This window comes from Burkholderia sp. SRS-25, assembly GCF_004343765.1.
GTDB classification, from domain to species: Bacteria; Pseudomonadota; Gammaproteobacteria; order Burkholderiales; family Burkholderiaceae; genus Burkholderia; species Burkholderia contaminans.
Window position 1 is genome coordinate 1 of the sequence record NZ_PTXM01000045.1, and the last position, 24,685, is coordinate 24,685.

A 24,685-nucleotide genomic window follows, 5' to 3' on the forward strand; every position below is an offset into this window, starting at 1 on the left:
TCCGAGGATCAGCTCGCTTCCATCAAGCGCCCACACTTATCGGCTGTTAATTTTTAAAGAGCATTCTGCGAGGAACTTCGTGTTTCCCGGCAGCGCTGCGTTTTCAGCAGCAGAGAAGCGAGATTATGAACCGTGTTTCGCAGTTCGTCAACAACTTTTTACACTACATCGTTGCGACTGCGGGGCTCAACTTCCAGGCCGGCTGCGCGCTCCAGACTCCAGCACACCACCCACCCTGCTTCCTTTCTCCCGCGCCGTGTTTCCGTTAGCGCGAAAGAGGCGTGATTCTAAGCACCCGCCCCCAACTACGCAAGCCCCTTTGTGAAAATATTTTGAAAAAGCCCCCGTGCGCCGACGCGCACGGGGGCTTCGGGCTCGACGGGCCTGACAATCACGCCGACGACCGATACCGCCCCGTCGCCGGCCAACGACCTAAGCAGCCCAATCAGCGGTGCTTGAACGCTGGCTTTCGTTTTTCGACGAATGCCGCCATCCCTTCCTTCTGGTCTTCAGTCGCGAACAGCGAATGGAACAGCCGACGCTCGAAGTGGACGCCTTCGGCCAGTGTCGTCTCGTACGCACGGTTCACCGACTCCTTGACCATCATGACCGCCGGCAGCGAAAACTCGGCGATCGTCGCCGCGGCGGCAAGCGCCTCGTCGAGCAGCGTGTCGGCCGGCAGCACGCGCGACACGAGCCCCGCGCGCTCCGCTTCGGCAGCATCCATGAAGCGGGCCGTCAGGCACATGTCCATTGCCTTCGCTTTCGACACCGCGCGCGGCAAGCGCTGCGTGCCTCCCGCACCCGGCATGACGCCCAGCTTGATTTCCGGCTGGCCGAACTTGGCCGTGTCCGCCGCGAAGATGATGTCGCACATCATGGCCAGCTCGCAGCCACCGCCCAGCGCAAAGCCCGAGACCGCGGCAATGATCGGCTTGCGGATCTCGCGGACCGTCTCCCAGTTGCGCGTGATGTAGTCGCCCCGGTAGACATCCATATAGGAGTAGGTCGCCATCATGCCGATGTCCGCACCAGCCGCGAACGCCTTCTCGCTCCCGGTCACGACGATCGCACCGATGCCGTCGTCCGCATCGAACGCCTTCAGCGCGGCACCCAGTTCATCCATCAGTGCATCGTTCAGCGCATTCAGCGCCTTCGGACGGTTCAGCGTAACCAGCCCGACACGCCCCCGGGTCTCCACCAGGATGTTCTCGTAAGCCATCTATTTCTCCTCGATCAATGAAATGAGAAACGCCTCGCACATGCGAATAGTTTGATGCTACCATTCTCCGACCAACCGGTCGGTTAATTAATCGATCCAACCCCTCTCAACGTCCATCAGGCTGCCGCCATGACCCATGCACTGTTCACGAAGCACGAAGACACGCTGAAACACGCACTCGCCGCCATCGAGAGCCGCGGGTACTGGAGCCCGTTCGCCGAAATGCCGAGCCCCAAAGTGTACGGGGAAAGCGCGAACGCAGATGGCGAAGCCACGTTCAAGTCGCACCTCGACAAGACGTTCGCGCTCGACCAGCCGGCATCCGGAGAAACGGTCGGCGCAGAGCGGTCGCCGTACGGCATTTCACTGGGCATCCGGTATCCGAAGTCGACGCCTGACGAACTGATCGCCGCCGCTGCGGCAGCACAACGCTCGTGGCGCGAAGCCGGCCCGAGCGCCTGGATCGGCGTCAGCCTCGAAATCCTCGCGCGCCTGAATCGCGCCAGCTTCGAAATCGCTTACAGCGTGATGCACACCACGGGGCAGGCATTCATGATGGCGTTTCAGGCCGGCGGCCCACACGCACAAGATCGTGCGCTCGAAGCGGTTGCCTATGCATGGGACGAACTGCGCCGCATCCCGGCCGACGCGCACTGGGAAAAGCCGCAAGGCAAGAACCCGCCGCTCACAATGCACAAGCGCTACACGATCATCCCGCGCGGCACCGGGCTTGTGCTCGGCTGCTGCACGTTCCCGACCTGGAACGGCTACCCGGGCCTGTTCGCCGATCTCGCAACCGGCAACACCGTGATCGTCAAACCGCATCCGGGCGCGATCCTGCCGCTCGCCATCACCGTCCGGATCGCTCGCGACGTGCTGCGCGAAGCCGGTTTCGATCCAAACGTCGTCACGCTCCTCGCGACCGAACCCAACGACGGCACGCTCGTCCAGGACCTCGCGCTGCGCCCCGAGATCAAGCTGATCGACTTCACCGGCAGCACGCAAAACGGCACGTGGCTCGAACGCCATGCCCACCAGGCACAGGTCTATACAGAGAAGGCCGGCGTCAACCAGATCGTGATCGACTCGACCGACGACCTGAAGGCCGTCGCCAAGAACATCGCGTTCTCGCTGGCGCTGTACTCCGGCCAGATGTGCACGGCACCGCAGAACATCTACGTGCCGCGCGACGGCATCCGGACGGCGGACGGCCATGCAAGCTTCGACGAGGTCGCACAGGCAATCGCCATTGCTGTGCAAAAACTTACCGGCGACCCGGCACGCTCGGTCGAACTGATCGGCGCAATCCAGAACGAAGGCGTGACGGCACGCATCGACGACGCCCGCCAGCTCGGCCGCGTGCTCGCCGACAGCCTGACCCTCCAGCACCCTGCGTTCCCTGACGCCCGCGTGCGCACACCGCTCGTGCTGCAACTCGACGTGGCCGATCGCGAGAAATTCACGCAGGAATGGTTCGGCCCGATCTCGTTCGTAATCGCGACCGACTCGACCGCGCAGTCGCTCGACCTCGCCGGTGAAATCGCAGCGGAGCACGGCGCGCTGACCCTCTCCGTCTACAGCACCGACGATGCGATCGTCGACGCCGCCCACGACACGGCGGTGCGCGGTGGAGTCGCGCTGTCGATCAACCTGACGGGCGGTGTGTTCGTGAACCAGTCGGCAGCGTTCTCGGATTTCCACGGCACGGGCGCGAACCCGGCAGCCAACGCTGCGCTGGCCGACCCGGCGTTCGTCGCCAACCGGTTCCGCGTGGTGCAAAGCCGTGTCCATGTTGCCCCGAAGACTGCTCCTGTGGAAGCCGGCCAACCGGCATAACCCGAATGGCCGACGTGCAAACGCCGCCACGTTCTCTACCATGAACGAATCCGCCACCCGGCGGGTTCGTTGCTCATCGATACGCCCATGACAGACGCCTATATCTGCGACGCGATTCGCACTCCCATCGGCCGCTACGGCGGCGCCCTGAAAGATGTCCGTGCTGACGACCTCGGTGCGGTGCCGCTCAAGGCGCTCATCGAGCGCAACCGTGACGTCGACTGGACGGCGATCGACGACGTGATCTACGGCTGCGCGAACCAGGCCGGCGAAGACAACCGGAACGTCGCGCGCATGTCGGCGCTGCTTGCGGGCCTGCCGACCGACGTGCCCGGCACGACGCTGAACCGGTTGTGCGGCTCCGGGATGGACGCGGTCGGCACAGCCGCGCGCGCGATCAAGGCGGGCGAGGCCCGCCTGATGATCGCGGGCGGCGTCGAGAGCATGACGCGTGCGCCGTTCGTGATGGGCAAGGCCACGAGCGCATTCGCGCGCCAGGCCGACATCTACGATACGACGATCGGCTGGCGCTTCGTCAATCCGCTGATGAAACAGCTGCACGGCGTCGATTCGATGCCGGAGACGGCCGAAAACGTTGCGGTCGACTACAGCATCAGCCGTGCAGATCAGGACCTGTTCGCGCTGCGCAGCCAGCAGAAGGCCGCGCGCGCGCAGCAGGACGGCACGCTCGCCGACGAAATCGTTGCCGTCACGATTCCGCAGAAGAAAGGCGATCCGGTGGTCGTCTCGCGCGACGAGCATCCGCGCGAGACATCGCTCGAAGCGCTCGCGAAGCTGAAGGGCGTCGTGCGCCCGGACGGCTCGGTGACGGCCGGCAACGCATCGGGCGTCAACGACGGTGCGTGCGCGCTACTGCTCGCCAATGCGCAAGCAGCCGACGAGTACGGCCTGCGCCGCCGCGCACGTGTCGTCGGCATGGCGACAGCCGGCGTCGCGCCGCGCGTGATGGGCATCGGGCCCGCGCCGGCCACGCAAAAACTGCTGCGCCAGCTCGGCATGACCATCGACCAGTTCGACGTAATCGAGCTGAACGAGGCGTTCGCGTCGCAAGGTCTCGCGGTGCTGCGCATGCTCGGCGTCGCCGACGACGATCCACGCGTGAACCCGAACGGCGGTGCGATCGCACTGGGACATCCGCTCGGCGCGTCGGGCGCCCGGCTCGTGACCACGGCGCTCCATCAACTCGAGCGTACGGGCGGCCGCTTTGCGCTCTGTACGATGTGCATCGGCGTCGGCCAGGGCATCGCACTCGCGATCGAACGCGTGTAACCGACGCATCGCGCGCCTATAACGAAGTCATGAAGGAGACACTGCATGTCCTATCAGGCGATTCAGCTGGAAATCGATCAGGCCTCGAACGTCGCCACGATTACCCTCAACCGCCCCGACAAGCTGAACAGCTTTACGCGGGCGATGCATCGCGAGCTGCAGTCGGCACTCGATGATGTCGAGGCAGCCGGCGCGCGCGCGCTGATCCTGACAGGTGCGGGGCGCGGCTTCTGCGCGGGCCAGGATCTGGCCGATCTCGACTTCACGCCGGGCGCGTCCACCGATCTCGGCATGCTGATCGACGAGCACTTCAATCCCCTGATCCGCCGCCTGCAGCGTCTGCCGATTCCGGTGATCGCCGCCGTCAACGGCACGGCGGCAGGTGCCGGTGCGAACCTCGCGCTCGCCTGCGATCTCGTGTTCGCCGCCCGCTCGAGCAGCTTCATTCAGGCCTTCGTCAAGATCGGTCTCGTGCCCGATTCGGGAGGTACCTGGTTCCTGCCGCAACGCGTCGGCATGGCACGCGCGCTGGGGCTCGCGCTGACCGGCGACAAGCTCGGGGCAGAACAGGCCGAGCAGTGGGGCTTGATCTGGCGCGCGGTCGACGACGACACGCTCGCTGCGTCAGCCCGCCAGCTTGCCGCCCAGCTCGCGCAGCAGCCGACGCTCGCGATCGCATCGATCAAGCAATCGATGCGTGCAAGTGTCACGAACACGCTCGACCAGCAACTCGACATGGAACGCGACCTGCAGCGCATGCTCGGCCAGTCGCACGACTACGCAGAAGGCGTGAAGGCATTCATCGAGAAACGCGCGCCGCGCTTCGAGGGGCGTTGAGATGACAAACGCCACTGCCACGCTCGACCCCGATGCGCTCGCCCGCGCCACCGCGCGGGCGATGTACGACGCCGACGCATGCAGCCGCGCGTTCGGGATGGAAATCGCCGAAGTCCGCGCCGGCTACGCGCGCCTGCAGATGCGCGTGCGGCCCGAATTCCTGAACGGGCATCAGACCTGCCATGGCGGGATCATTTTCACGCTGGCCGATTCGACGTTCGCGTTCGCGTGCAACTCGTACAACGTGAATACCGTCGCGGCCGGCTGCTCGATCGAATTCCTGCGCCCCGTGCACGGCGACGACGTGCTGACGGCCGAAGCGATCGAGCAGGCGCGCGCCGGCCGCCAGGGCATCTACGACATCCGCGTCACGAACCAGACCGGCGAAACCGTCGCGATGTTTCGCGGCAAATCCGCCCAGATCAAGGGCACGGTCATCCCGGAAGACCGCTGACGTCAACGGCTCGCACATAACAAACACTGGAGACATGCATGACTACCCCGCTACCACTCGAGCCGATCGAGACCGCCTCACGCGACGAGCTGACCGCGCTGCAGCTCGAGCGCCTCAAGTGGTCGCTCCGGCATGCGTATGACCACTCCCCCGTCTATCGTCGCAAATTCGACGACGCGGGCGTCCACCCGGACGACCTGAAGGCGCTCGCCGACCTGTCGCGCTTCCCGTTCACGACGAAGAGCGACCTGCGCGACAGTTACCCGTTCGGGATGTTCGCGGTGCCGCAGGACCAGATCTCGCGCATTCATGCGTCGTCGGGCACCACCGGCAAGCCGACGGTCGTCGGCTATACGGCCGGGGACATCGACACATGGGCGAATCTCGTCGCGCGCTCGATCCGCGCCGCCGGTGCGCGCCGCGGCGACAAGGTGCACGTCAGCTACGGTTATGGCTTGTTCACGGGCGGGCTCGGCGCGCACTACGGCGCCGAACGCGCAGGGCTGACCGTGATCCCGTTCGGTGGCGGCCAGACCGAGAAGCAGGTACAGCTGATCCAGGATTTCCGGCCCGACATCATCATGGTGACGCCGAGCTACATGCTGTCGATCGCCGACGAAATCGAGCGCCAGGGCCTCGATCCCGTGCAGAGTTCGCTGCGCATCGGCATCTTCGGCGCGGAACCCTGGACCAACGACATGCGCGTCGCGATCGAGCAGCGGATGGGCATCGACGCGGTCGACATTTACGGATTGTCCGAAGTGATGGGCCCCGGCGTCGCGTCCGAATGCGTCGAGACCAAGGACGGTCCGACCATCTGGGAAGACCACTTCTATCCGGAAATCATCGACCCTGAAACCGGCGAAGTGCTTCCGGACGGCGAACTCGGCGAGCTCGTGTTCACGTCGCTGACGAAGGAGGCGCTGCCGATCGTCCGCTACCGGACCCGCGACCTCACGCGGCTGTTGCCCGGCACTGCCCGAACGATGCGCCGGATGGAGAAGATCACGGGACGCTCGGACGACATGATGATCGTGCGCGGCGTCAACGTGTTCCCGACGCAAATCGAGGAGCAGTTGCTCAAACAGCGCGCGCTCGCCCCGCACTATCAGATCGTGCTGACGAAGGAAGGCCCGCTCGACGTCATGACGCTCAATGTCGAGCCTTGCCCCGAGACAGCACCCGATACGGCGGCGATCCATGCGGCAAAGCAGGCGCTCGCACACGACATCAAGTCGCTGATCGGCGTGACGGCCGTGATCAACGTGCTGCCCGTGAACGCGATCGAGCGGTCGGTCGGCAAGGCACGACGCGTCGTCGACAAGCGCAAGGGCTGACGAAAATCGCCGCGCGTTGATTACGCGCAGCGAATCCGTGGCTGCAAATGAAACAGCCCGATCGGCCAACGCCGATCGGGCTGTTTCATTCCGGGACGCCTTGGGGCACCCGCCGACGCAACAAACGCATCACGAAAGCTGACACTGCACGTGCGCCCTCACCGCCAGAGCGACGCGCCCCACGCACACCACCGCTTCCACGAATGCCGCGTCTACCGCATCGGCGGCGACCCGAGCGACCCCGGCCACCCGCGCCGTGTCACATCACGAATTCGGGAACAGCAGCCACATCCGGCCGACCTGCTTCATCCGCCCGGCCTGATCGCCTGCATCGTCGCCGAGCCCCCAGAAATAGTCGGCCCGCACGCCGCCCTTGATCGCGGAACCCGTATCCTGCGCGAACACGAGCCGGTTCATCGGCGTATTCGTCAGCGGGCGCGTGGTCTGCAGGAACACCGGGGTGCCGAGCGGGATCGACGACGGGTCGACGGCGATCGAACGCTCCGGCGTCAGCGGCACGCCCAGTGCGCCGATCGGGCCGTCCGCGCCGCCGTGCGGTGCATCTTCCTTGGTCGGCATGTCGCGGAAGAACACGAACCGTGGGTTCGTGTCGAGCAACGCGTCGACCCGGTTCGGGTTCGCCTTCGCCCACGCCTTGATGCCCTGCATCGTCGCCTGAGCGGGCGTCAGCTCGCCACGATCGAGCAGCCACTTGCCGATCGAGCGGTACGGCTGGTTGTTCGTGCCGCCGAAGCCGACCCGCATCACCGAGCCGTCGTCGAGCAGCACGCGCCCCGAGCCCTGCACCTGCAGGAAGAACGCTTCGATCGGGTCGTCGACCCACACGAGTTCGTTGCCGTTCAGGATGCCGGCGCGCTCGAGCTGCGCGCGCGCCGGGAGCGCGGCGCCCGCACGATAACCGGCCGGCCAGCGGTAGAGCGCGTACTGATACGGACCGCGACGCACGCGCGAACCGTGCAGCAGCGGCTCGTAATAGCCGGTCACGAGCCCGTCGAGCGTACCGTCGGTGTTCGCAAGCTGGAACGGTGTGAAATACGTTTCGAAGAACGTGCGTGCACTGCTGACGTCGAGCTCGTCGAGCCGGTCGGCGGCCGCGCAGGCGCGGGCCCAGGCCGGCTGGCGCGCAAGCCGCACGCAGTTCTGCCGCAGCGCGGCGGTTGCGCCGAGCAGCGAATCGTCCTGCCAGCCCGGCACCTGCTGCCACGCGACCGGCGTGAGCCGCTTCGCGGCGACCTGACCCGGCACGATCGCCGAGCCGGTCGGCGGCTTCAGCGACGAAGTCCGCGTCGGCGCGCCACCGCACGCCGCAAGCAGCGCCGCCGCGGCAACAGCAGCGACCCACCCGGCCACCCGGGGCCCAAACCACATACAATGTCCGTTCTTGATGGAAACCGCCATGTCAGATTTTCTCGACCAATATCCGATGCTCATCTTCGCGCTCGAAGCCTTCGTAGCGCTCGCCCTGCTGATCTTCATCGTCGTGTGGACGTCGTCGGGCAGAAAAAAGCACGCCCGCAAGCCGCGCTGACACCCTGACGCACTCCGCACGCTCAATGCAGCGTGCGCGGCATGTGCAGTGCGAACTCGTCGACCGGCGCCTCGAAGCGCTCGCCGTCCTCCGCCACGCAGAAGTACGCGCCGCGCATCGTGCCGACCGGCGTCGCGATCACGGCCCAGCTCGTGTACTCGAAGTGCTCGCCCGGCTGCAGCAGCGGCTGGTGCCCGACAACGCCGAGACCCTTCACTTCCTGCACGTGGTTCTCGCTGTCCGTGATGATCCAGTGACGCGCGATCAGTTGCGCCGCGACCTGTCCCGTGTTGCGGATCGTCAGCGTGTACGCGAATGCGTATTGACGGCGATCGGGGTCGGATTGTTCCGGCAAGTAGCTGGTTTTCACCGAAACGGTGAATTGATACTGACTCATGGTGTTTCCGCTGGAAGATGACCGCCCGTGCCGGCATCGGCAACGGGGCCGCGGGCGCGCCGCATTGGTTCGGCATTCTATGCGCAATCCGGCCTCGACCGCACGGCCTGCCGCCGCGCACCGGGTCGCCGGACGGTAGAATGGCGGTTTTGCGCCGCAACGTCCCCGCTCCCCTGCCATGACCCAATTCCGCATCGCTCCCAGCATCCTGTCGGCCGATTTCGCACGGCTCGGCGAAGAAGTCCGCAACGTGGTCGCCGCCGGCGCCGACTGGATCCACTTCGACGTGATGGACAACCATTACGTGCCGAACCTGACCATCGGCCCGCTCGTGTGCGAAGCGATCCGCCCGCACGTGCAAGTTCCGATCGACGTGCACCTGATGGTGCGCCCGGTCGACCGGATCGTGCCCGATTTTGCGAAGGCCGGTGCAAACCTGATCAGCTTCCACCCGGAAGGCTCCGATCACATCGACCGCACGCTGTCGCTGATCCGCGACCACGGCTGCAAGGCCGGCCTCGTGTTCAACCCGGCCACGCCGCTGAACTACCTCGACCACGTGATGGATCGCCTCGACTTCGTGCTGCTGATGTCGGTCAACCCGGGCTTCGGCGGCCAGTCGTTCATTCCGGAAACGCTGAACAAGCTGCGCGAAGCACGCGCACGCATCGACGCGTACACCGAGCGCACCGGCCGCGAGATCCTGCTCGAAGTCGACGGCGGCGTGAAGACCGACAACATCGCGGAAATCGCGGCAGCCGGTGCCGACACCTTCGTCGCGGGTTCGGCGATCTTCGGCAAGCCGGACTACCGCAAGGTGATCGACGAGATGCGCGCCGCACTCGCGACCGTCGAGCGGAGCTGACACCGTGGCCGACTCGTCGCTCGCCGGTCATGCGCCGGCCGGGGCCGCACCGGAAGCCGCCCCGATCCGCTTCGCTGCACCGCGCATCGACGCGGCGCTGATCGATCTCGACGGCACGATGGTCGATACGGCCGACGATTTCACGGCCGGCCTGAACGGGATGCTCGCGCAGCTCGGCGCGCCGGCCACGTCGCGCGACGAGGTGATCGGCTACGTCGGCAAGGGCTCCGAACACCTGATCCAGAGCGTGCTGAAGCCGCGTTTCCCGGCCGACGAAGCGCACGCGCGCTTCGACGACGCGCTGGCGATCTACCAGGCCGAGTACGCGAAGATCAACGGCCGCCACACGCGCCTCTATCCGGACGTGGTCGCCGGTCTCGACGCGCTGCGCGCAGCGGGCATCCGGCTCGCGTGCGTGACGAACAAGCCGCATCGCTTCGCGGTCGAACTGCTCGAGCAGTACGGGCTGGCCGATTGCTTCGGCATCGTGCTCGGCGGCGACAGCGTCGCGCGCAAGAAGCCCGATCCGCTGCCGATGCTGACGGCCTGCAACGCGCTCGGCATCGCACCGGATGCGGCAGTCGCGATCGGCGACTCGGAAAACGATGCGCTTGCCGGCCGCGCGGCCGGGATGGCGACGCTGACGGTGCCGTACGGCTACAACCATGGCAAAGCTATACAAACGATAAATTCGGATGGTATAGTCGATTCGTTGCTGGTCGCAGCTCGCGCGATCTCCGCGCACAACGCCGGCCGGCCAACCCTCTGATTATTTCTTCCATCTGCATGTTTCTGAATAAAAAACGGAGTCTGAGCAGCATCGACCGGGGAGCCTGGCCCTGGCGTCGCTGGTCGCGCTAACCTCTTCGATGAGGTACGCTGAAGCACGTCTTCAGCGCCGTTTTTTATCTCGCTGCGCATCCGCGCGCCGATCGTCGCACCACCTCGAGTTCTACCGTGTTCGAACGCTTGCGTTCAGGCGCGGCCGCAGGCTCGCGACGTTCGCGCCCGGAGTGCCGGCCGGCAACAGGCACTTCTCGATCGACCGCCCTTTCGCCGACGGCAACCCGCGCAGCGTCAAATGATCCCTGGCGCACGCGCCGCTCGTCCCGAACAGGACCGGAACATGACCGAACTCGAATTTCAATCGCTCGCGAACGAAGGCTACAATCGCATCCCGCTGATCGCGGAAGCCCTCGCCGATCTCGAAACGCCGCTGTCCCTCTACCTGAAGCTGGCCCAGCCCGAACGCTCGGGCGCCAACTCGTTCCTGCTCGAATCGGTGGTGGGCGGTGAACGTTTCGGCCGCTATTCGTTCATCGGCCTGCCCGCCCGTACGCTCGTACGGACCCGCAACGGCGTGTCGGAAGTCGTGCGCGACGGCCAGGTCGTCGAGACACATGACGGCGACCCGTTCCAGTTCATCGAATCGTTCCAGGCGCGCTTCAAGGTGGCGCAGCGCCCGGGCCTGCCGCGCTTCTGCGGCGGTCTCGCCGGCTATTTCGGCTACGACGCGGTGCGCTACATCGAAAAGAAGCTCGCGAATACCGCGCCGCGCGACGACCTCGGCCTGCCCGACATCCAGTTGCTGCTGACCGAGGAAGTCGCGGTCATCGACAACCTCGCCGGCAAGCTGTACCTGATCATCTACGCGGACCCGAGCCAGGCCGAAGCCTATACGAAGGCGAAACAGCGCCTGCGCGAACTGAAGCAGCGCCTGCGCACGACCGTGCAGCCGCCCGTTACGTCGGCGAGCGTGCGCACCGAGACATTCCGCGAGTTCAAGAAGGACGACTATCTGGCCGCCGTGCGCCAGGCGAAGGAATACATCGCTGCAGGCGAACTGATGCAGATCCAGGTCGGCCAGCGTCTGACGAAACCGTACCGCGACAATCCGCTGTCGCTGTATCGCGCGCTGCGTTCGCTGAACCCGTCGCCGTACATGTACTACTACAACTTCGGCGATTTCCACGTGGTCGGCGCATCGCCGGAAATCCTCGTGCGCCAGGAAAAGCGCGGCGAAGACCAGATCGTCACGATTCGCCCGCTCGCAGGCACGCGACCGCGCGGCAACACGCCCGAGCGCGACGCGGAACTCGCGACCGAGCTGCTCAACGATCCGAAGGAGATCGCCGAGCACGTGATGCTGATCGACCTCGCGCGCAACGACGTCGGCCGCATCGCGGAAATCGGCTCGGTGCACGTAACGGACCAGATGGTCATCGAGAAATACTCGCACGTGCAGCACATCGTCAGCTCGGTCGAAGGCAAGCTGAAGCCCGGCATGACGAACTACGACGTGCTGCGCGCGACGTTCCCGGCCGGCACGCTGTCCGGCGCGCCGAAGGTCCGTGCGATGGAACTGATCGACGAACTGGAGCCGGTCAAGCGCGGCCTGTACGGTGGGGCCGTCGGCTACCTGTCGTTCTCGGGCGAGATGGATCTCGCGATCGCGATCCGCACGGGCCTGATTCACAACGGCAACCTGTATGTGCAAGCGGCGGCCGGTGTCGTCGCGGATTCGGTGCCCGAATCCGAATGGCAAGAGACCGAGAACAAGGCGCGCGCGGTGCTGCGTGCGGCCGAACAGGTCCAGGACGGCCTCGATAGCGACTTCTGACCGGAGACTGACCATGCTGCTCATGATCGACAACTACGACTCGTTTACCTACAACCTGGTCCAGTACTTCGGCGAACTCGGCGAGGATGTGCGCACCTACCGCAACGACGAAATCACGCTCGACGAAATCGCGAGCCTGAACCCCGATGCGATCTGCCTGTCGCCCGGCCCGAGCAATCCGCAGCACGCGGGCATCACGCTCGACGTGCTGAAGGAATTCGCGGGCAAGAAGCCGATCCTCGGCGTGTGCCTCGGCCATCAGGCGATCGGCGAGGCCTTCGGCGGCCGTGTCGTGCGCGCGAAGACCATCATGCACGGCAAGGTAAGCAAGATCGAAACCGACTGCCGCGGCGTATTCGCCGACCTGCCGAAGCACTTCGACGTCACGCGCTATCACTCGCTCGCGATCGAGCGCGAATCGCTGCCCGACTGCCTCGAGGTGTCCGCCTGGACCGACGACGGCGAAATCATGGGCGTGCGCCACAAGACGCTGCCGATCGAGGGCGTGCAGTTCCACCCGGAATCGATCCTGTCCGAGCATGGCCACGCGCTGCTCGAGAATTTCCTGAAACAGGCACGCGCCGCGGCCGCGCAAGCCGCCTGACGGGAGCATCACGATGACGATTACCCCGCAGGAAGCGCTGCAGCGCACGATCGAACACCGCGAAATCTTCCACGACGAGATGCTGCACCTGATGCGGCTCATCATGCGCGGCGACATGTCGCCCGTGATGGCGGCCGCGATCATCACCGGGCTGCGCGTGAAGAAGGAAACGATCGGCGAGATCGCCGCCGCCGCGACCGTGATGCGCGAATTCGCGAACCACGTCGAGGTGCAGGACAACTCGAACTTCGTCGACATCGTCGGCACCGGCGGCGACGGCTCGCACACGTTCAACATCTCGACCGCATCGATGTTCGTCACGGCCGCGGCCGGCGCGAAAGTCGCGAAGCACGGCAACCGCGGCGTATCGAGCAAGTCCGGCAGCGCCGACGTGCTCGAGGCGCTCGGCGTGAACATCGACCTGCAGTCGGAGCAGGTTGCCGCATCGATCGCCGAAACGGGCATGGGCTTCATGTTCGCGCCGAACCATCACCCGGCGATGAAAAACATCGCAGCCGTGCGCCGCGAGCTCGGCGTGCGCACGATCTTCAACATCCTCGGTCCGCTGACCAACCCGGCCGGCGCACCGAACCAGCTGATGGGCGTGTTCCACCCCGACCTCGTCGGCATCCAGGTGCGTGTGATGCAGCGTCTGGGCGCGCAGCACGTGCTCGTCGTCTACGGCAAGGACGGGATGGACGAGGTATCGCTCGGCGCGGCGACGCTCGTCGGCGAGCTGCGCGACGGCAAGGTGCACGAATACGAGATCCATCCGGAAGACTTCGGCCTGCAGATGGTGTCGAACCGCACGCTGAAGGTGGAAAATGCCGACGAATCGCGCACGATGCTGCTCGGCGCGCTGGACAACCAGCCGGGCGTCGCGCGCGAGATCGTCACGCTGAACGCGGGCACCGCGCTCTATGCGGCGAACGTCGCCGAATCGATCGCGGACGGCATCCAGCTGGCCCGCGAAGCGATCGCGAGCGGCAAGGCCCGCGCGAAAGTCGACGAACTCGTGCGCTTCACGCAGCAGTTCAAACGCTGACTCCCTTTACGAATCAAGCAGGAATCCACATGAGCGACATTCTCGACCGAATCATCGCCGTCAAGCGCGAAGAAGTCGCGGCGGCCATGCGCAGCGCGCCGCTCGAGGCACTGAAACTGGAAGCTTCCGCACGCGACCTGCGCGACTTCGTCGGCGCATTGCGTGCGAAGCATGCGGCCGGCCGCGCAGCCGTGATTGCCGAAATCAAGAAGGCCAGCCCGTCGAAGGGTGTGCTGCGCGAGCATTTCGTGCCGGCCGATATCGCGCGCTCGTATGCGGCGCACGGCGCCGCGTGCCTGTCGGTGCTGACCGACGAGCAGTTCTTCCAGGGCAGCGTCCGCTATCTCGAGGAAGCGCGCGCGGCCTGCACGCTGCCGGTGCTGCGCAAGGACTTCATCGTCGACGCGTACCAGATCATCGAAGCGCGCGCGATGGGCGCCGACGCGATCCTGCTGATCGCCGCCGCGCTCGACACGCCGCTGATGCAGGATCTCGAAGCGTATGCGCACTCGCTCGGCCTCGCGGTGCTGGTCGAAGTACACAACCGCAACGAGATGGAGCAGGCGCTGACGCTCAAGACGCCGCTGCTCGGCATCAACAACCGCAACCTGCGCACGTTCGAGACGTCGATCCAGACCACGCTCGACATGCTCGACATGATTCCGGCGGACCGCATCGTCGTGACCGAATCGGGCATCCTGTCGCGCACCGACGTCGACACGATGCGTGCGGCGAACGTGAACACGTTCCTCGTCGGCGAAGCGTTCATGCGTGCCGACCAGCCTGGCGAAGAGCTCGCACGGATGTTCTTCTGATGGCGATCGAAAAGGAAATCAAGCTCGCGCTGCCGGCCGGCCAGGCCGACGCCGCACGACGCTTCTTCGAGACGCTGACCGGCGAACCCGGTCGCGACATCACGCTCGCGAACGTCTATTACGACACACCCGATCTCGCGCTCGCCCGTTCGAAAAGCGCGGTGCGCGTGCGCCGCGCGCCGCAAGGCTGGCTGCAGACGTTCAAGACGGTCGGCAGCGCGGAAGGCGGCCTGCATCGGCGCCACGAATGGGAGCTGCCGGTCGCCGGCGACGCGCTCGAGATCGAAGCGCTCGTCGCGGCCTGCGACGTGCCGGAAGCCGCCGCCGCACTGAATGACGCGGCCGGCAAGCTGTCGGCGCTGTTCCGCACGGATTTTTCGCGTACGCTGTGGCGCATCGCAATCGGCGGCGCAACGGTCGAAGCCGCGGTGGACCTCGGCGAGATCGTCGTCCAGGCGGAACACGAAACGCGCCGCGAACCGATCAGCGAAATCGAACTCGAACTGATCGACGGCCCGGAGGCGGCGCTTGCAACGCTCGCCGCCGAATTGCAGCAAGCGCTGCCGGGCCTCGTTCCCGAAAACATCAGCAAGGCGCAGCGCGGCTACCGGCTGCGCGCGCAATAACCCGCATCACGCATGGCAACCCGCAAGACTTCCCGCGCGCCGCAACAGGCGTCGCTGTTCGATGATCCCGTGCCGGAAACGGCACCGGCCGATATTCCGCCCCCGGCGCCCGAAGCGCCCGCGGCCGGACGCACGCCCGCAAAGAAAGCTGCGGCTCCGGCTGCAGCCCCCGCGGCACCGCAGCCCGTTGCCGCCGACGTTCCGCACCTCGCCGCGCAATTCGACGCGCTGCCGCCCGTCTGGCGAGACGTGCTGAAACCCTTTACCGACAGCGACGCGTACGCGCCGCTGTGCCGCTTCGTCGATGACGAGCGTGCGGCCGGCAAGACGGTCTACCCGACCGACGTGTTCCGCGCGCTGCGCCTGACGAGCCCGGACGACGTAAAAGTCGTGATCCTCGGCCAGGATCCGTACCACGGCGACGATCGCGGCACGCCGCAGGCGCACGGGCTCGCGTTCTCGGTGCCGCCGGCCGTGCGCACACCGCCGTCGCTGCGCAACATCTTCAAGGAAATCGCCGCGAACTTCGGCCATGACACGCCGCGCCACGGCTGCCTCGACACTTGGGCGCGCCAGGGCGTGCTGCTGCTCAACACGGTGCTGACGGTCGAGCGCGGTGCCGCCGCGAGCCATGCGAAGCGCGGCTGGGAGCAATGCACGGACACGCTGATCCGAGAACTCGCCGGCCGCCATCAGGGGCTCGTCTTCATGCTGTGGGGCGCACACGCGCAGGCGAAGCGTGCGCTGTTCGACGCCAGCGCGCATCGCGTGCTCGAGGCGCCGCATCCGTCGCCGCTGTCCGCGCACCGCGGCTTCCTCGGCTGCCGCCATTTCGCGCTCGCAAACGACTATCTGGTCGAGGCAGGCCGCGAACCGATCGACTGGCGCCTGCCTGAAGTGGCGGAAACGCTCGCGTAACCGCCGCACCGCCGATTCTTTCGGCCACGCGAGCCGGCATGCAAAAACGCCGCGCCCTTTCGGGACGCGGCGTTTTTTTATCGGACGATGCGGCGGGTGCAGCTCACCCGCTTCAACCTTACGCGGCGGCGATCGCTTCGCGTGCGCCGGCCAGCGCTGCGCTTTGCGCATCCGCGCCGAGGTTCAGGCCTTCCGCGAAGATGAAGTTCACGTCGGTCATGCCGACGAAGCCGAGGAACGTGCGCAGGTACGGGGTCTGGCTGTCGTTCGGCGTACCGGCGTACTTGCCGCCACGGGCCGTCACCACGTGAACCTTCTTGCCCTTGATCAGGCCTTCCGGACCGTTCTCGGTGTAGCGGAACGTGACGCCTGCACGAGCGATCCAGTCGAAGTACGTCTTCAGTTGCGACGAGATGCCGAAGTTGTACATCGGTGCGCCGATCACGATGATGTCGGCAGCTTGCAGCTCGGCGATCAGTGCATCGCTCTTCGCGACGATCGCATTCTGTTCCGCGGTGCGCTTGTCGGCCGGCGTGAAGAACGCGCCGAGCACCGATTCGTCGAGGTGCGGCAGCGCGTCGGCCAGCAGGTCGCGAACCACGACGTTCGCGCCGGGGTTCGATTGTTGCAGCTTTGCCGTCAGTTCGTTGGCCAGCAGCGTGGATTGCGCACCTTGCGAACGTGCCGCGGAATTGATTTGCAGAATGGTCGTCATGTCAGGCTCCAGTAGGGTTGCGCTTTGGTAGCGCGAGTGACGCCATTGTGCGTGGCCGCATGACTGCGAAAAAGCGGGCTCAGGGCGACGCATTGTTGCAGCAGCAGAACAATCGTTGATCGTGCCCCCGATACCCGCTTCAGACCGTTCACCCCTTCAGCCAAGCCTCCCGGGCCTTCGATACGGCAGCCGGCTTCGCAGCCGCCGTCAGCCGGTAGCGCGCGACTTCCGGCCCGTCGAGCTTCAGTTTCGCGGTGCGCAGCTCGTCGCGGCGGAACGCGTGAACCTCGACCTTGTCGCCCGGCCGGTAGCGCGCGAGCAGTGCGTCGAGGTTCGTGCCCGTGACGCGCAGCCCGTCGACGGCGATCAGCGTATCGCCAGCCGACAGCCCCGCGCGATGGGCGCCGCCGCCTTCGTAGACGGCCGCGAGCGTGCAATCCGCGCCGCCGCGCAGGCGCGCGCCGATCGTCGGCTTCGTGGCGGCGCCGTTAGCGACATCGGGCGCGAGCGTCACGCCGAACGGCGCGAGCAAATCGGCGAGCGGCAGGTCGCGCGTGCCGTGCACGGCATCGGCGAACAGGCGGCCGAGCGCAACGCCCGTCGCCTCTTCGATCAGCGCCTCGACTTCGTTTTCCTCGACGCCCGCCTGCTTGCCGCGGTAGAAGTCGCGGCCGTAGCGCTGCCAAAGCAGGCGCATCACGTCATCGAGCGACTTCTTGTTGCGCGTCTGCGCGCGGATTGCGAGATCGAAGGCGAGCGCGACGAGCGAGCCCTTCGTGTAGTAGCTGACGATCGCGTTGGTCGCGTTCTCGTCCTGGCGGTAGTACTTGATCCACGCGTCGAACGAGCTTTCGGCGACGCTCTGCTTCAGGCGCCCCGTGCCGCGCAGCACACCGCCGACGGTGCGGCCGAGCGCCGCGAAATATTCGTCCTGCGACATCAGCCCGCTGCGCACCAGCATCAGGTCGTCGTAATACGACGTAAAGCCTTCGAACAGCCACAGCAGCGACGTGTAGTTTTCCTTCGACAGGTCGTACGGCACGAACGCCGCCGGCTTGATGCGCTTCACGTTCCACGTATGGAAGTACTCGTGGCTGCAGAGCCCGAGATACGTGCGATAGCCTTCCGTCGTTTCGGGCCGCCCCTTCACCGGCAGGTCGGTGCGGTTGCAGATCAGCGCGGTCGACGCGCGGTGCTCGAGGCCGCCGTAACCGTCGCTGACCGCCAGCGTCATGAACACGTAGCGGTCCATCGGCGCTTTCTTCGATTTCGGCTCGAACAACGCGATCTGCGCTTCGCACACACGCTTCAGGTCGGTGCGCAGGCGCTCAAGGTCGAGCTGCGTCACGCGCCCCGCGATTACGATGTCGTGCGGCACGCCGTGCGCGTCGAACGTCGCGAGCGCGAATTCGCCGATCGTCACCGGATGGTCGGAGAGCTCGTCGTAGTTCGCTGCACGGTAGGCGCCAAACCCGTAGCGCTTGGTGCCGCGCGCCTCGGGCAGCGACGTACCGACTCGCCATGCGCGGAACGCCGTACCGGCCGGCTTCGCGATGTCGACTTCGCACGGCGCATCCTCGTGGCCCGCGACGCTCAGGAACACGGCCGTCGCGTTGAAGAAGCCGCCCGATTCGTCGAGATACGCGGAGCGCACCGACAGGTCCCACGCATACACGTCGTAGCGCAGCGTCAGCGTGCCGTTCACCGGTGCGGCCTGCCACGTGTGCTTGTCGGTCTTCGCGATCCGTACCTTGCGGCCCGCATCGTTGAATGCGCCGAGCGTCACGATGTTGCGCGCGAACTCGCGTACGAGGTAGCTGCCCGGAATCCACACCGGCAACGAAAAATGCTGGCCTTCGGGGTCGGGGTCGGTGACCGTCACCGACACTTCGAACAGGTGCGCGGCAAGATCTTTCGGAACAATCGAATAGCGGATCGGCTGGGTCATCGTGGCAATCGGTCGGTCGAATACGGTGGCGGAAACGAAGAGAGGCGCCGGCAGATGCGGGCGCCCCTCGCTGGCCAGGCCATGCGGCCCGGCGTGTGTCGGTTACTTGCTCGAGGCGAGCGCCTGGTTGAGCTGGTCGGCCGACACGGCGCCCGGCAGGCGGCGGCCGTCCGGCAGGAAGATCGTCGGCGTGCCCGTGACATTCATCCCGCGGCCGAGCGCCAGGTTCTTGTCGAGCGCGGTCGTATCGCAGGTACCGGCGCCGGACGGCGCGCGGTGGTCAAGCATCCAGCCCTCCCACGTTTTCGCGCGGTCGGTCGCACACCAGATCGCCTTCGACTTCGCGGTCGAATCCGGCGACAGCACCGGGTACAGGAACGTGTAGACGGTCACGTTGTCGACCGACTGCAGCGTCGTCTCGAGCTTCTTGCAATACGGGCAGTTCGGATCGGAGAACACCGCGATCTTGCGGGCGCCGTTGCCCTTGACGACCTTGATCGCATTCGCGAACGGCAGGCTCGCGAAGTCGATCTTGTTGATTTCGGACAGGCGCGCGTCGGTCAGGTTCTTGTGCGTCTTGGTGTCGACGAGATCGCCGAGCAGCACGTAGTCGCCTGCCGCATCGCTGTAGATGATCTGCGAGCCGAGGTTTACTTCGTAAAGGCCCGCGACCGGCGATTTCGACACGCTCTTGATCGGCGCATCGCTGCCGAGGCGGGCCTGCAGCGTCGCTTTCAGCTTGTCGGTGGTCTGGTCGGCCTGCGCGGTGCAGCCAAGCGTCGCCATCGTGACGGCCAGCGCCAGCGACGCGATGCGGATCGTTTTTTTCATCGAAATCTTCCTTCAGCTCAATCGGTGTGCACGGCACAGTGTACGCCGTAACGGAACCGTGTCCGACCGGCGAATCGGCCGAAGGTTCGATCGATCAGCCGAGCGCGGCCGACACGAGCCAGCGCTTCACGAGCGGCTGCGCGCCGACGAAGGCCATGCCCGCGTTGCGCACGGCCTTCGCGAGCGAACCCGGCACCGCGAACAGCCGCTGCAGCCCGTCGGTCGCGACCATCAGCGCGCGAATGTCCTCGCGGCGCGAACGCTCGTAGCGGCGCAGCAGCACCGTATCACCGAGGTTGCGGAAGCTCTCCTTGCCCGCGATCGCGTCGGCAAGCGCCGCGACGTCGCGCAGGCCGAGGTTCATCCCCTGCCCCGCGAGCGGATGGATCAGGTGCGCCGCATCGCCGACCAGCGCGACGCGCGGTGCGATCAGCTTGTCGACCGTCTGCAGCGCCAGCGGGAAGCCGGCGGCCGGCGTCACGCAGTCGAGCGTGCCGACCTGGCCATGCGACACGCGCTCGACTTCGGCCGCGAGCTGCGCCGGATCGAGTGCGAGCAATTCGTCCGCATGCGCGGTGTGCGCGGACCAGACGAGCGATACATGGCCGTCCGGCAGCGGCAGCAGCGCGACGATCTCGCCTTCGTGGAACCACTGGTAGGCGGTCTCGCGGTGCGGCAGCGACGCCTTGAAGTTCGCGACGACGCCGGTTTGCCGGTAGTCGCGCCGCTCGACCTTGGCCCCCATTTGCGAACGCACCCACGAATGCGCGCCGTCCGCGCCGACGACGAGGTCCGCTTCCAGCACCTGCCCCGACGACAGCGTGAGCACGGCCGCGTCGTCGCGCACGTCGAAACCCTGTGCGCGCGCATCGAACCACGTGAGGTTCGGCTGGAACCGCAGCGCGGCGTCGAGCGACGCCTCGACCAGCGACGATTCGGCGATCCACGCGAGTTGCGGTACGGAGGCCTGGTACGCGGAGAAGTGCAGTTCCGCGTGCGCATCGCCGTACACGCGCATGTCGAAGACCGGCGCAAGCCGACTGTGATCGAGCGCCTGCCAGACCCGCAGCCGCTCTAGCAGCGCCTGCGAACTGGAAGACAGCGCGTAGACGCGTGTGTCGAATGCGAGATCAGCGGGGCGCGGCGTGGCCGGCTGGGCGAGCAAGGCTGTCTTGTAGCCGGACTGGGTCAGCGCGAGCGCGGCCGTCTTGCCGACGAGCCCGCCGCCGACCACGGCGACGTCGAAGGTGTGGTGGGCAGTCATGGCGGGCATTATAGCTGCGGGGCCAAACCCTTACGCGGCCGGACTTTGCGGGAAATCAGCAGAATCGCAGGCCGATGCGGCAGCGCGACGGCCCGCCGCATCGGCCGTTCGGCGCCCGCCCGGAATCCGGGGCGTCGGCACGGTACAATAGCAACTTTGACCGTCGGCCCGCCGCGCCCCAAGCGCCGGCCGCCCTTTTTTCCCGCGCCGCCGTGCCCTGTCCGGCCGCGCCGCCTTACCCGTCCGAAGGATTCCATGAGTCTCAAATGCGGCATCGTCGGCTTGCCCAACGTCGGCAAGTCCACCCTGTTCAATGCGCTGACCAAGGCCGGCATCGCCGCCGAGAACTACCCGTTCTGCACGATCGAGCCGAACGTCGGCATCGTCGAAGTGCCCGATACGCGCCTGAAGGCGCTCTCCGAGATCGTCAAGCCGGAGCGTGTCGTGCCGGCCGTCGTCGAATTCGTCGACATCGCGGGCCTCGTCGCGGGCGCGAGCAAGGGTGAAGGCCTCGGCAACCAGTTTCTCGCGAACATCCGCGAAACCGACGCGATCACGCACGTCGTGCGCTGCTTCGAAGACGACAACGTCATTCACGTCGCCGGCAAGGTCAGCCCGATCGACGACATCGAAGTGATCAACACCGAACTCGCGCTCGCCGACCTCGGCACTGTCGAAAAGGCGCTCACGCGCTATTCGAAAGCTGCGAAGTCGGGCAACGACAAGGAAGCGGCGAAGCTCGTCGCGGTGCTCGAGAAGGTGCGCGCGCAGCTCGACCAGGGCAAGGCCGTGCGCGGCCTCGCGCTGTCGGATGACGAAGAGGCGCTGCTGAAGCCGTTCTGCCTGATCACCGCGAAGCCGGCCATGTACGTGGCCAACGTGAAGGACGACGGTTTCGAGAACAACCCGCACCTCGACGCGGTCCGCAAGTACGCGGAAAGCGAGAATGCGCCGGTCGTGGCCGTGTGCGCGGCGATCGAGGCGGAAATCGCCGATCTCGACGACGCGGACAAGGAAGCGTTCCTCGCCGACATGGGCATGGAAGAGCCGGGCCTCGACCGCGTGATCCGCGCGGGCTTCAAGCTGCTCGGCCTGCAAACGTACTTCACCGCCGGCGTGAAGGAAGTGCGCGCGTGGACGATCCATATCGGTGACACGGCTCCGCAGGCAGCCGGCGTGATCCATACCGACTTCGAGCGCGGCTTCATCCGCGCGCAGACGATCGCGTTCGACGACTTCATCGCATACAAGGGCGAGCAGGGCGCGAAGGAAGCCGGCAAGATGCGTGCGGAAGGGAAGGAATATGTCGTGCATGACGGCGACGTGATGAATTTCCTGTTCAACGTGTAATGGATTGACGACGCTTCACATGGAGGCGTCGATTCACACCGACCTCCTGAGCGACTCGTTCGCTTAGATTGAACTCAGCCCTCGACACCGCGCCGAGGGCTTTTTTATGGACGCTATACAACAGACACGCCTACAATTTTGCAGATATAGGACGACCAGCCGACTGAGCATCAATTGCGCTAGAGAAGAAGAGGACGTGACATGGCATTGATAGAAGGATTCCGCGTACGCAACTACCGCGCTTTGCGGGACGTAACTCTTGGAAAACTTTCCACCGAACAAAAGGGTGACCCGCTCACTCCATTCACTGTCGTGATTGGTAGAAACGGAGTTGGCAAAAGTACGCTGTTCGACGCCTTTGGCTTTGTCGCAGACTGCCTTTCGACAGACGTAGAAACGGCATGCGATGCAAAGCAGCGCGGTGGCTTTGAACGCATGCGCTCTCTCGGAACCGATGAACCAATTAGATTCGAAATTTACTACCGAGAAGCGAAGGGCGAGCGTCCAATTACATACGAGCTCGCCATCAATCTCGATGAAAGCGGCCGTCCTTTCGTGGAATCAGAGGTCCTCAAGCAACGCCGCAAAGGACAAAAGCATGGACGTCCCTACCCTTTCCTACGGCTCCACTATGGCATAGGCAAAGTATGGGCTGGCGAAGAAGCCGTTGAAACCACCAGTGGCGAAGAAGATCGAGCGCAGGAAGATGTCGAGCTAACTGACCTCCGTCAGCTGGGCATCGCCACCCTGGGTACTCTTAAAGAGCACCCACGCATCAAACGCTTTCGTGACTTCCTAAAAGGTTGGTACTTATCGTACTTTCATCCGGATGCCGCACGATCAATTCCATCGGCAGGCGCCCAACGTCACCTCAATGTACATGGCGACAACATTGGGAACGTAGTTCAATACATGGAGCGCGAGCATAAAGACCGCTTTAGAGCGATTCTCGAACGCATCGCAACCAAGATCCCAGGAGTGCAAAGCATTAGCACCACCGTCACGCAGGATAAGCGTGTCCTCCTGCAATTTAATGATGGCGCTTTCGCCGACCCATTCTATGCCGGCCAAATGTCGGACGGCACGCTGAAGATTTTTGCGTATCTCTTGTTGATGGAGGATCCAGACCCCCCTCCCTTCATTTGCATCGAAGAACCAGAGAACGGCCTTTACCATCGCCTACTAGACTCATTAGCATACGAATTGCGCAGTCATGCAACAGGAAAAAAGAATGCTCCTCAAATATTTGTAACCACTCATCAGCCGTACTTTGTAGATGCACTATCACCCAAAGAGGTTTGGATATTGGAAAAGGATGACGATGGATTCTCCTCGATTCGCCGAGCTTCCGATATCGAACTAGTTCGCAATTTAGTGAACGAGGGGTTACCGCTTGGAGGCCTCTGGTATAGCGACTACCTTGATGCGAGGTAAGAATGCACATCGAGGTACTTGTTGAGGATAGCTCTGGGGCAAAATTGATTGAGAGTTTGCTACCTAAGATTGTAGGGACATACAGCGAACCCCACACTTGGCGGGTCCACACCTATAAAGGAATTGGCCGCCTTCCGGCAAACCTTTCCCCTAAGGCGGATCCGGCCAAGCGTGCACTGCTTAATCAATTGCCGCGACTTCTTACCGGATATGGGAAAACACCTGGCATTGACGCAATCGTTGTGGTTTTGGACAGCGATCGTCGAGACTGCAAGGCCTTCATGCGAGAGTTGCACGCTTTGGCTGCACAGTGCGGGGCACCTGCGAACACACTGTTTCGTCTCGCCGTAGAGGAAATGGAAGCATGGTTCTTCGGTGATCGAACAGCCCTACTGACAGCCTACCCAAAGGCAAAAAAGGAGGTGCTTGCGCGTTACGAGCAAGACAGCGTATGTGACACGTGGGAGCTCTTAGCCGACGCAATTTATCCGGGAGGGCGATCAGCGATCGAAGCGGAAGGATGGCCATTGCCCGGACAAGTCAAGCACGAGTGGGCCGAGACAATCGGGCCGCATATGGATATTGATGACAATCTGTCCCCGAGCTTTTGCAAATTTCGTGACGGATTACGACGTTTAGTCGCCCAATGACCAGTCAACACAGCGCTTAACAATTTTCAGTGGAAAACAAAAATAGTCGAGTAAGAGCAATTTATCTATGCTCTTACT

At 64.7% G+C, this 24,685-nt stretch carries 24 protein-coding genes; 17 read left to right on the forward strand and 7 right to left on the reverse strand.

Annotated features, from left to right (window positions below):
- Window positions 1–445: 445 nt before the first annotated feature.
- Window positions 446–1,222 (reverse strand): enoyl-CoA hydratase, encoded by a 777-nt coding sequence (locus C5O79_RS37410; protein ID WP_131932291.1) that lies wholly within the window; start codon window positions 1,220–1,222, stop codon window positions 446–448.
- Window positions 1,223–1,351: 129 nt separating this feature from the next.
- Between C5O79_RS37410 and paaN the strand changes: the two genes are divergently transcribed.
- The 5 genes from paaN to paaK all read left to right on the forward strand — a co-directional run bounded on the left by paaN (window position 1,352) and on the right by paaK (window position 6,976).
- The gene (paaN, locus tag C5O79_RS37415) at window positions 1,352–3,058 is read left to right on the forward strand and encodes a phenylacetic acid degradation protein PaaN (RefSeq protein ID WP_131932293.1); all 1,707 of its coding nucleotides are present in this window, start codon (window positions 1,352–1,354) and stop codon (window positions 3,056–3,058) included.
- An 87-nt stretch (window positions 3,059–3,145) separates the two neighbouring features.
- Complete coding sequence (gene pcaF, locus C5O79_RS37420) at window positions 3,146–4,348, forward strand: 3-oxoadipyl-CoA thiolase (protein WP_047851590.1); 1,203 nt, start codon at window positions 3,146–3,148, stop codon at window positions 4,346–4,348.
- Between the two features lie 45 nt (window positions 4,349–4,393).
- Window positions 4,394–5,185: a 2-(1,2-epoxy-1,2-dihydrophenyl)acetyl-CoA isomerase PaaG gene (paaG, locus tag C5O79_RS37425; RefSeq protein ID WP_047851589.1), complete on the forward strand. Its 792-nt coding sequence runs from the start codon at window positions 4,394–4,396 to the stop codon at window positions 5,183–5,185.
- 1 nt (window position 5,186) lies between these two features.
- The gene (gene paaI / locus C5O79_RS37430; protein ID WP_071335534.1) at window positions 5,187–5,639 is read left to right on the forward strand and encodes a hydroxyphenylacetyl-CoA thioesterase PaaI; all 453 of its coding nucleotides are present in this window, start codon (window positions 5,187–5,189) and stop codon (window positions 5,637–5,639) included.
- 38 nt (window positions 5,640–5,677) lie between these two features.
- On the forward strand, window positions 5,678–6,976 hold the full coding sequence (gene paaK, locus C5O79_RS37435) for a phenylacetate--CoA ligase PaaK (RefSeq protein WP_122473541.1): 1,299 nt from the start codon (window positions 5,678–5,680) through the stop codon (window positions 6,974–6,976).
- 264 nt (window positions 6,977–7,240) lie between these two features.
- Here paaK and C5O79_RS37440 read toward each other — a convergent pair whose 3' ends face one another.
- Entirely contained in the window at window positions 7,241–8,365 is a 1,125-nt protein-coding gene (locus C5O79_RS37440) for an MltA domain-containing protein (RefSeq protein ID WP_039362357.1), read from the reverse strand.
- 28 nt (window positions 8,366–8,393) lie between these two features.
- Here C5O79_RS37440 and C5O79_RS38905 point away from each other — a divergent pair, with 28 nt between their 5' ends.
- Window positions 8,394–8,525, forward strand: a complete 132-nt coding sequence (locus C5O79_RS38905; protein ID WP_039362355.1) for a hypothetical protein — start codon at window positions 8,394–8,396, stop codon at window positions 8,523–8,525.
- Between the two features lie 22 nt (window positions 8,526–8,547).
- Here the strand turns inward: C5O79_RS38905 and apaG are convergent, their stop codons facing one another.
- Window positions 8,548–8,922, reverse strand: a complete 375-nt coding sequence (gene apaG / locus C5O79_RS37445) for a Co2+/Mg2+ efflux protein ApaG (protein WP_011350820.1) — start codon at window positions 8,920–8,922, stop codon at window positions 8,548–8,550.
- Window positions 8,923–9,100: 178 nt separating this feature from the next.
- Between apaG and rpe the strand changes: the two genes are divergently transcribed.
- The 8 genes from rpe to C5O79_RS37485 all read left to right on the forward strand — a co-directional run bounded on the left by rpe (window position 9,101) and on the right by C5O79_RS37485 (window position 16,415).
- Window positions 9,101–9,787, forward strand: coding sequence for a ribulose-phosphate 3-epimerase (gene rpe, locus C5O79_RS37450; protein WP_011883156.1), 687 nt, complete (start codon window positions 9,101–9,103; stop codon window positions 9,785–9,787).
- Window positions 9,788–9,791: 4 nt separating this feature from the next.
- Entirely contained in the window at window positions 9,792–10,556 is a 765-nt protein-coding gene (locus tag C5O79_RS37455; protein WP_047851585.1) for a phosphoglycolate phosphatase, read from the forward strand.
- 357 nt (window positions 10,557–10,913) lie between these two features.
- Window positions 10,914–12,407, forward strand: a complete 1,494-nt coding sequence (trpE, locus tag C5O79_RS37460; RefSeq protein ID WP_039362349.1) for an anthranilate synthase component I — start codon at window positions 10,914–10,916, stop codon at window positions 12,405–12,407.
- A gap of 13 nt (window positions 12,408–12,420) precedes the next feature.
- On the forward strand, window positions 12,421–13,011 hold the full coding sequence (locus C5O79_RS37465; protein WP_046544855.1) for an aminodeoxychorismate/anthranilate synthase component II: 591 nt from the start codon (window positions 12,421–12,423) through the stop codon (window positions 13,009–13,011).
- Between the two features lie 13 nt (window positions 13,012–13,024).
- Window positions 13,025–14,056: an anthranilate phosphoribosyltransferase gene (gene trpD / locus C5O79_RS37470; RefSeq protein ID WP_027788472.1), complete on the forward strand. Its 1,032-nt coding sequence runs from the start codon at window positions 13,025–13,027 to the stop codon at window positions 14,054–14,056.
- Between the two features lie 29 nt (window positions 14,057–14,085).
- The gene (gene trpC, locus C5O79_RS37475) at window positions 14,086–14,871 is read left to right on the forward strand and encodes an indole-3-glycerol phosphate synthase TrpC (RefSeq protein ID WP_122473540.1); all 786 of its coding nucleotides are present in this window, start codon (window positions 14,086–14,088) and stop codon (window positions 14,869–14,871) included.
- Complete coding sequence (locus C5O79_RS37480) at window positions 14,871–15,497, forward strand: CYTH domain-containing protein (protein WP_122473539.1); 627 nt, start codon at window positions 14,871–14,873, stop codon at window positions 15,495–15,497. Before trpC ends, C5O79_RS37480 begins: the two co-directional genes overlap by 1 nt.
- Before the next feature lie 12 nt (window positions 15,498–15,509).
- The gene (locus C5O79_RS37485; protein WP_122473538.1) at window positions 15,510–16,415 is read left to right on the forward strand and encodes a uracil-DNA glycosylase; all 906 of its coding nucleotides are present in this window, start codon (window positions 15,510–15,512) and stop codon (window positions 16,413–16,415) included.
- A 118-nt stretch (window positions 16,416–16,533) separates the two neighbouring features.
- Here C5O79_RS37485 and C5O79_RS37490 read toward each other — a convergent pair whose 3' ends face one another.
- The 4 genes from C5O79_RS37490 to C5O79_RS37505 form a co-directional block, all read right to left on the reverse strand.
- The gene (locus C5O79_RS37490; protein WP_039362334.1) at window positions 16,534–17,130 is read right to left on the reverse strand and encodes an NAD(P)H-dependent oxidoreductase; all 597 of its coding nucleotides are present in this window, start codon (window positions 17,128–17,130) and stop codon (window positions 16,534–16,536) included.
- A 148-nt stretch (window positions 17,131–17,278) separates the two neighbouring features.
- Window positions 17,279–19,078, reverse strand: a complete 1,800-nt coding sequence (locus tag C5O79_RS37495; protein WP_122473537.1) for a PDZ domain-containing protein — start codon at window positions 19,076–19,078, stop codon at window positions 17,279–17,281.
- A gap of 102 nt (window positions 19,079–19,180) precedes the next feature.
- Window positions 19,181–19,909, reverse strand: a complete 729-nt coding sequence (locus C5O79_RS37500) for a DsbC family protein (protein WP_046544850.1) — start codon at window positions 19,907–19,909, stop codon at window positions 19,181–19,183.
- A 94-nt stretch (window positions 19,910–20,003) separates the two neighbouring features.
- Entirely contained in the window at window positions 20,004–21,182 is a 1,179-nt protein-coding gene (locus C5O79_RS37505) for a UbiH/UbiF family hydroxylase (protein ID WP_122473536.1), read from the reverse strand.
- Between the two features lie 246 nt (window positions 21,183–21,428).
- On the opposite strand from C5O79_RS37505, the gene ychF reads away from it, so the two are divergent.
- From ychF to C5O79_RS37520, 3 genes are all read left to right on the forward strand, one after another.
- Window positions 21,429–22,523 carry a redox-regulated ATPase YchF gene (ychF, locus tag C5O79_RS37510; RefSeq protein ID WP_046544848.1) on the forward strand — a complete coding sequence of 365 codons (1,095 nt, stop codon included), beginning with the start codon at window positions 21,429–21,431 and terminating at the stop codon, window positions 22,521–22,523.
- Window positions 22,524–22,724: 201 nt separating this feature from the next.
- Entirely contained in the window at window positions 22,725–23,957 is a 1,233-nt protein-coding gene (locus tag C5O79_RS37515; protein ID WP_081421170.1) for an AAA family ATPase, read from the forward strand.
- A 2-nt stretch (window positions 23,958–23,959) separates the two neighbouring features.
- Complete coding sequence (locus C5O79_RS37520) at window positions 23,960–24,607, forward strand: DUF4276 family protein (protein WP_081421169.1); 648 nt, start codon at window positions 23,960–23,962, stop codon at window positions 24,605–24,607.
- The last annotated feature ends 78 nt before the right edge of the window (window positions 24,608–24,685 follow it).

Bases quoted from the DNA above. Each gene is read 5' to 3' on its own strand.
- C5O79_RS37440 (WP_039362357.1), bottom strand. From the start codon at position 8,365: ATGTGGTTTGGGCCCCGGGTGGCCGGGTGGGTCGCTGCTGTTGCCGCG.
- ychF (WP_046544848.1), top strand. From the start codon at position 21,429: ATGAGTCTCAAATGCGGCATCGTCGGCTTGCCCAACGTCGGCAAGTCC.
- C5O79_RS37480 (WP_122473539.1), top strand. From the start codon at position 14,871: ATGGCGATCGAAAAGGAAATCAAGCTCGCGCTGCCGGCCGGCCAGGCC.
- paaI (WP_071335534.1), top strand. From the start codon at position 5,187: ATGACAAACGCCACTGCCACGCTCGACCCCGATGCGCTCGCCCGCGCC.
- paaN (WP_131932293.1), top strand. From the start codon at position 1,352: ATGACCCATGCACTGTTCACGAAGCACGAAGACACGCTGAAACACGCA.
- C5O79_RS37515 (WP_081421170.1), top strand. From the start codon at position 22,725: ATGGCATTGATAGAAGGATTCCGCGTACGCAACTACCGCGCTTTGCGG.
- apaG (WP_011350820.1), bottom strand. From the start codon at position 8,922: ATGAGTCAGTATCAATTCACCGTTTCGGTGAAAACCAGCTACTTGCCG.
- C5O79_RS37485 (WP_122473538.1), top strand. From the start codon at position 15,510: ATGGCAACCCGCAAGACTTCCCGCGCGCCGCAACAGGCGTCGCTGTTC.
- C5O79_RS37505 (WP_122473536.1), bottom strand. From the start codon at position 21,182: ATGCCCGCCATGACTGCCCACCACACCTTCGACGTCGCCGTGGTCGGC.
- C5O79_RS37520 (WP_081421169.1), top strand. From the start codon at position 23,960: ATGCACATCGAGGTACTTGTTGAGGATAGCTCTGGGGCAAAATTGATT.
- C5O79_RS37465 (WP_046544855.1), top strand. From the start codon at position 12,421: ATGCTGCTCATGATCGACAACTACGACTCGTTTACCTACAACCTGGTC.
- paaG (WP_047851589.1), top strand. From the start codon at position 4,394: ATGTCCTATCAGGCGATTCAGCTGGAAATCGATCAGGCCTCGAACGTC.
- C5O79_RS37500 (WP_046544850.1), bottom strand. From the start codon at position 19,909: ATGAAAAAAACGATCCGCATCGCGTCGCTGGCGCTGGCCGTCACGATG.
- trpE (WP_039362349.1), top strand. From the start codon at position 10,914: ATGACCGAACTCGAATTTCAATCGCTCGCGAACGAAGGCTACAATCGC.
- C5O79_RS38905 (WP_039362355.1), top strand. From the start codon at position 8,394: ATGTCAGATTTTCTCGACCAATATCCGATGCTCATCTTCGCGCTCGAA.
- trpD (WP_027788472.1), top strand. From the start codon at position 13,025: ATGACGATTACCCCGCAGGAAGCGCTGCAGCGCACGATCGAACACCGC.
- pcaF (WP_047851590.1), top strand. From the start codon at position 3,146: ATGACAGACGCCTATATCTGCGACGCGATTCGCACTCCCATCGGCCGC.
- C5O79_RS37495 (WP_122473537.1), bottom strand. From the start codon at position 19,078: ATGACCCAGCCGATCCGCTATTCGATTGTTCCGAAAGATCTTGCCGCG.
- C5O79_RS37490 (WP_039362334.1), bottom strand. From the start codon at position 17,130: ATGACGACCATTCTGCAAATCAATTCCGCGGCACGTTCGCAAGGTGCG.
- paaK (WP_122473541.1), top strand. From the start codon at position 5,678: ATGACTACCCCGCTACCACTCGAGCCGATCGAGACCGCCTCACGCGAC.
- C5O79_RS37410 (WP_131932291.1), bottom strand. From the start codon at position 1,222: ATGGCTTACGAGAACATCCTGGTGGAGACCCGGGGGCGTGTCGGGCTG.
- rpe (WP_011883156.1), top strand. From the start codon at position 9,101: ATGACCCAATTCCGCATCGCTCCCAGCATCCTGTCGGCCGATTTCGCA.
- trpC (WP_122473540.1), top strand. From the start codon at position 14,086: ATGAGCGACATTCTCGACCGAATCATCGCCGTCAAGCGCGAAGAAGTC.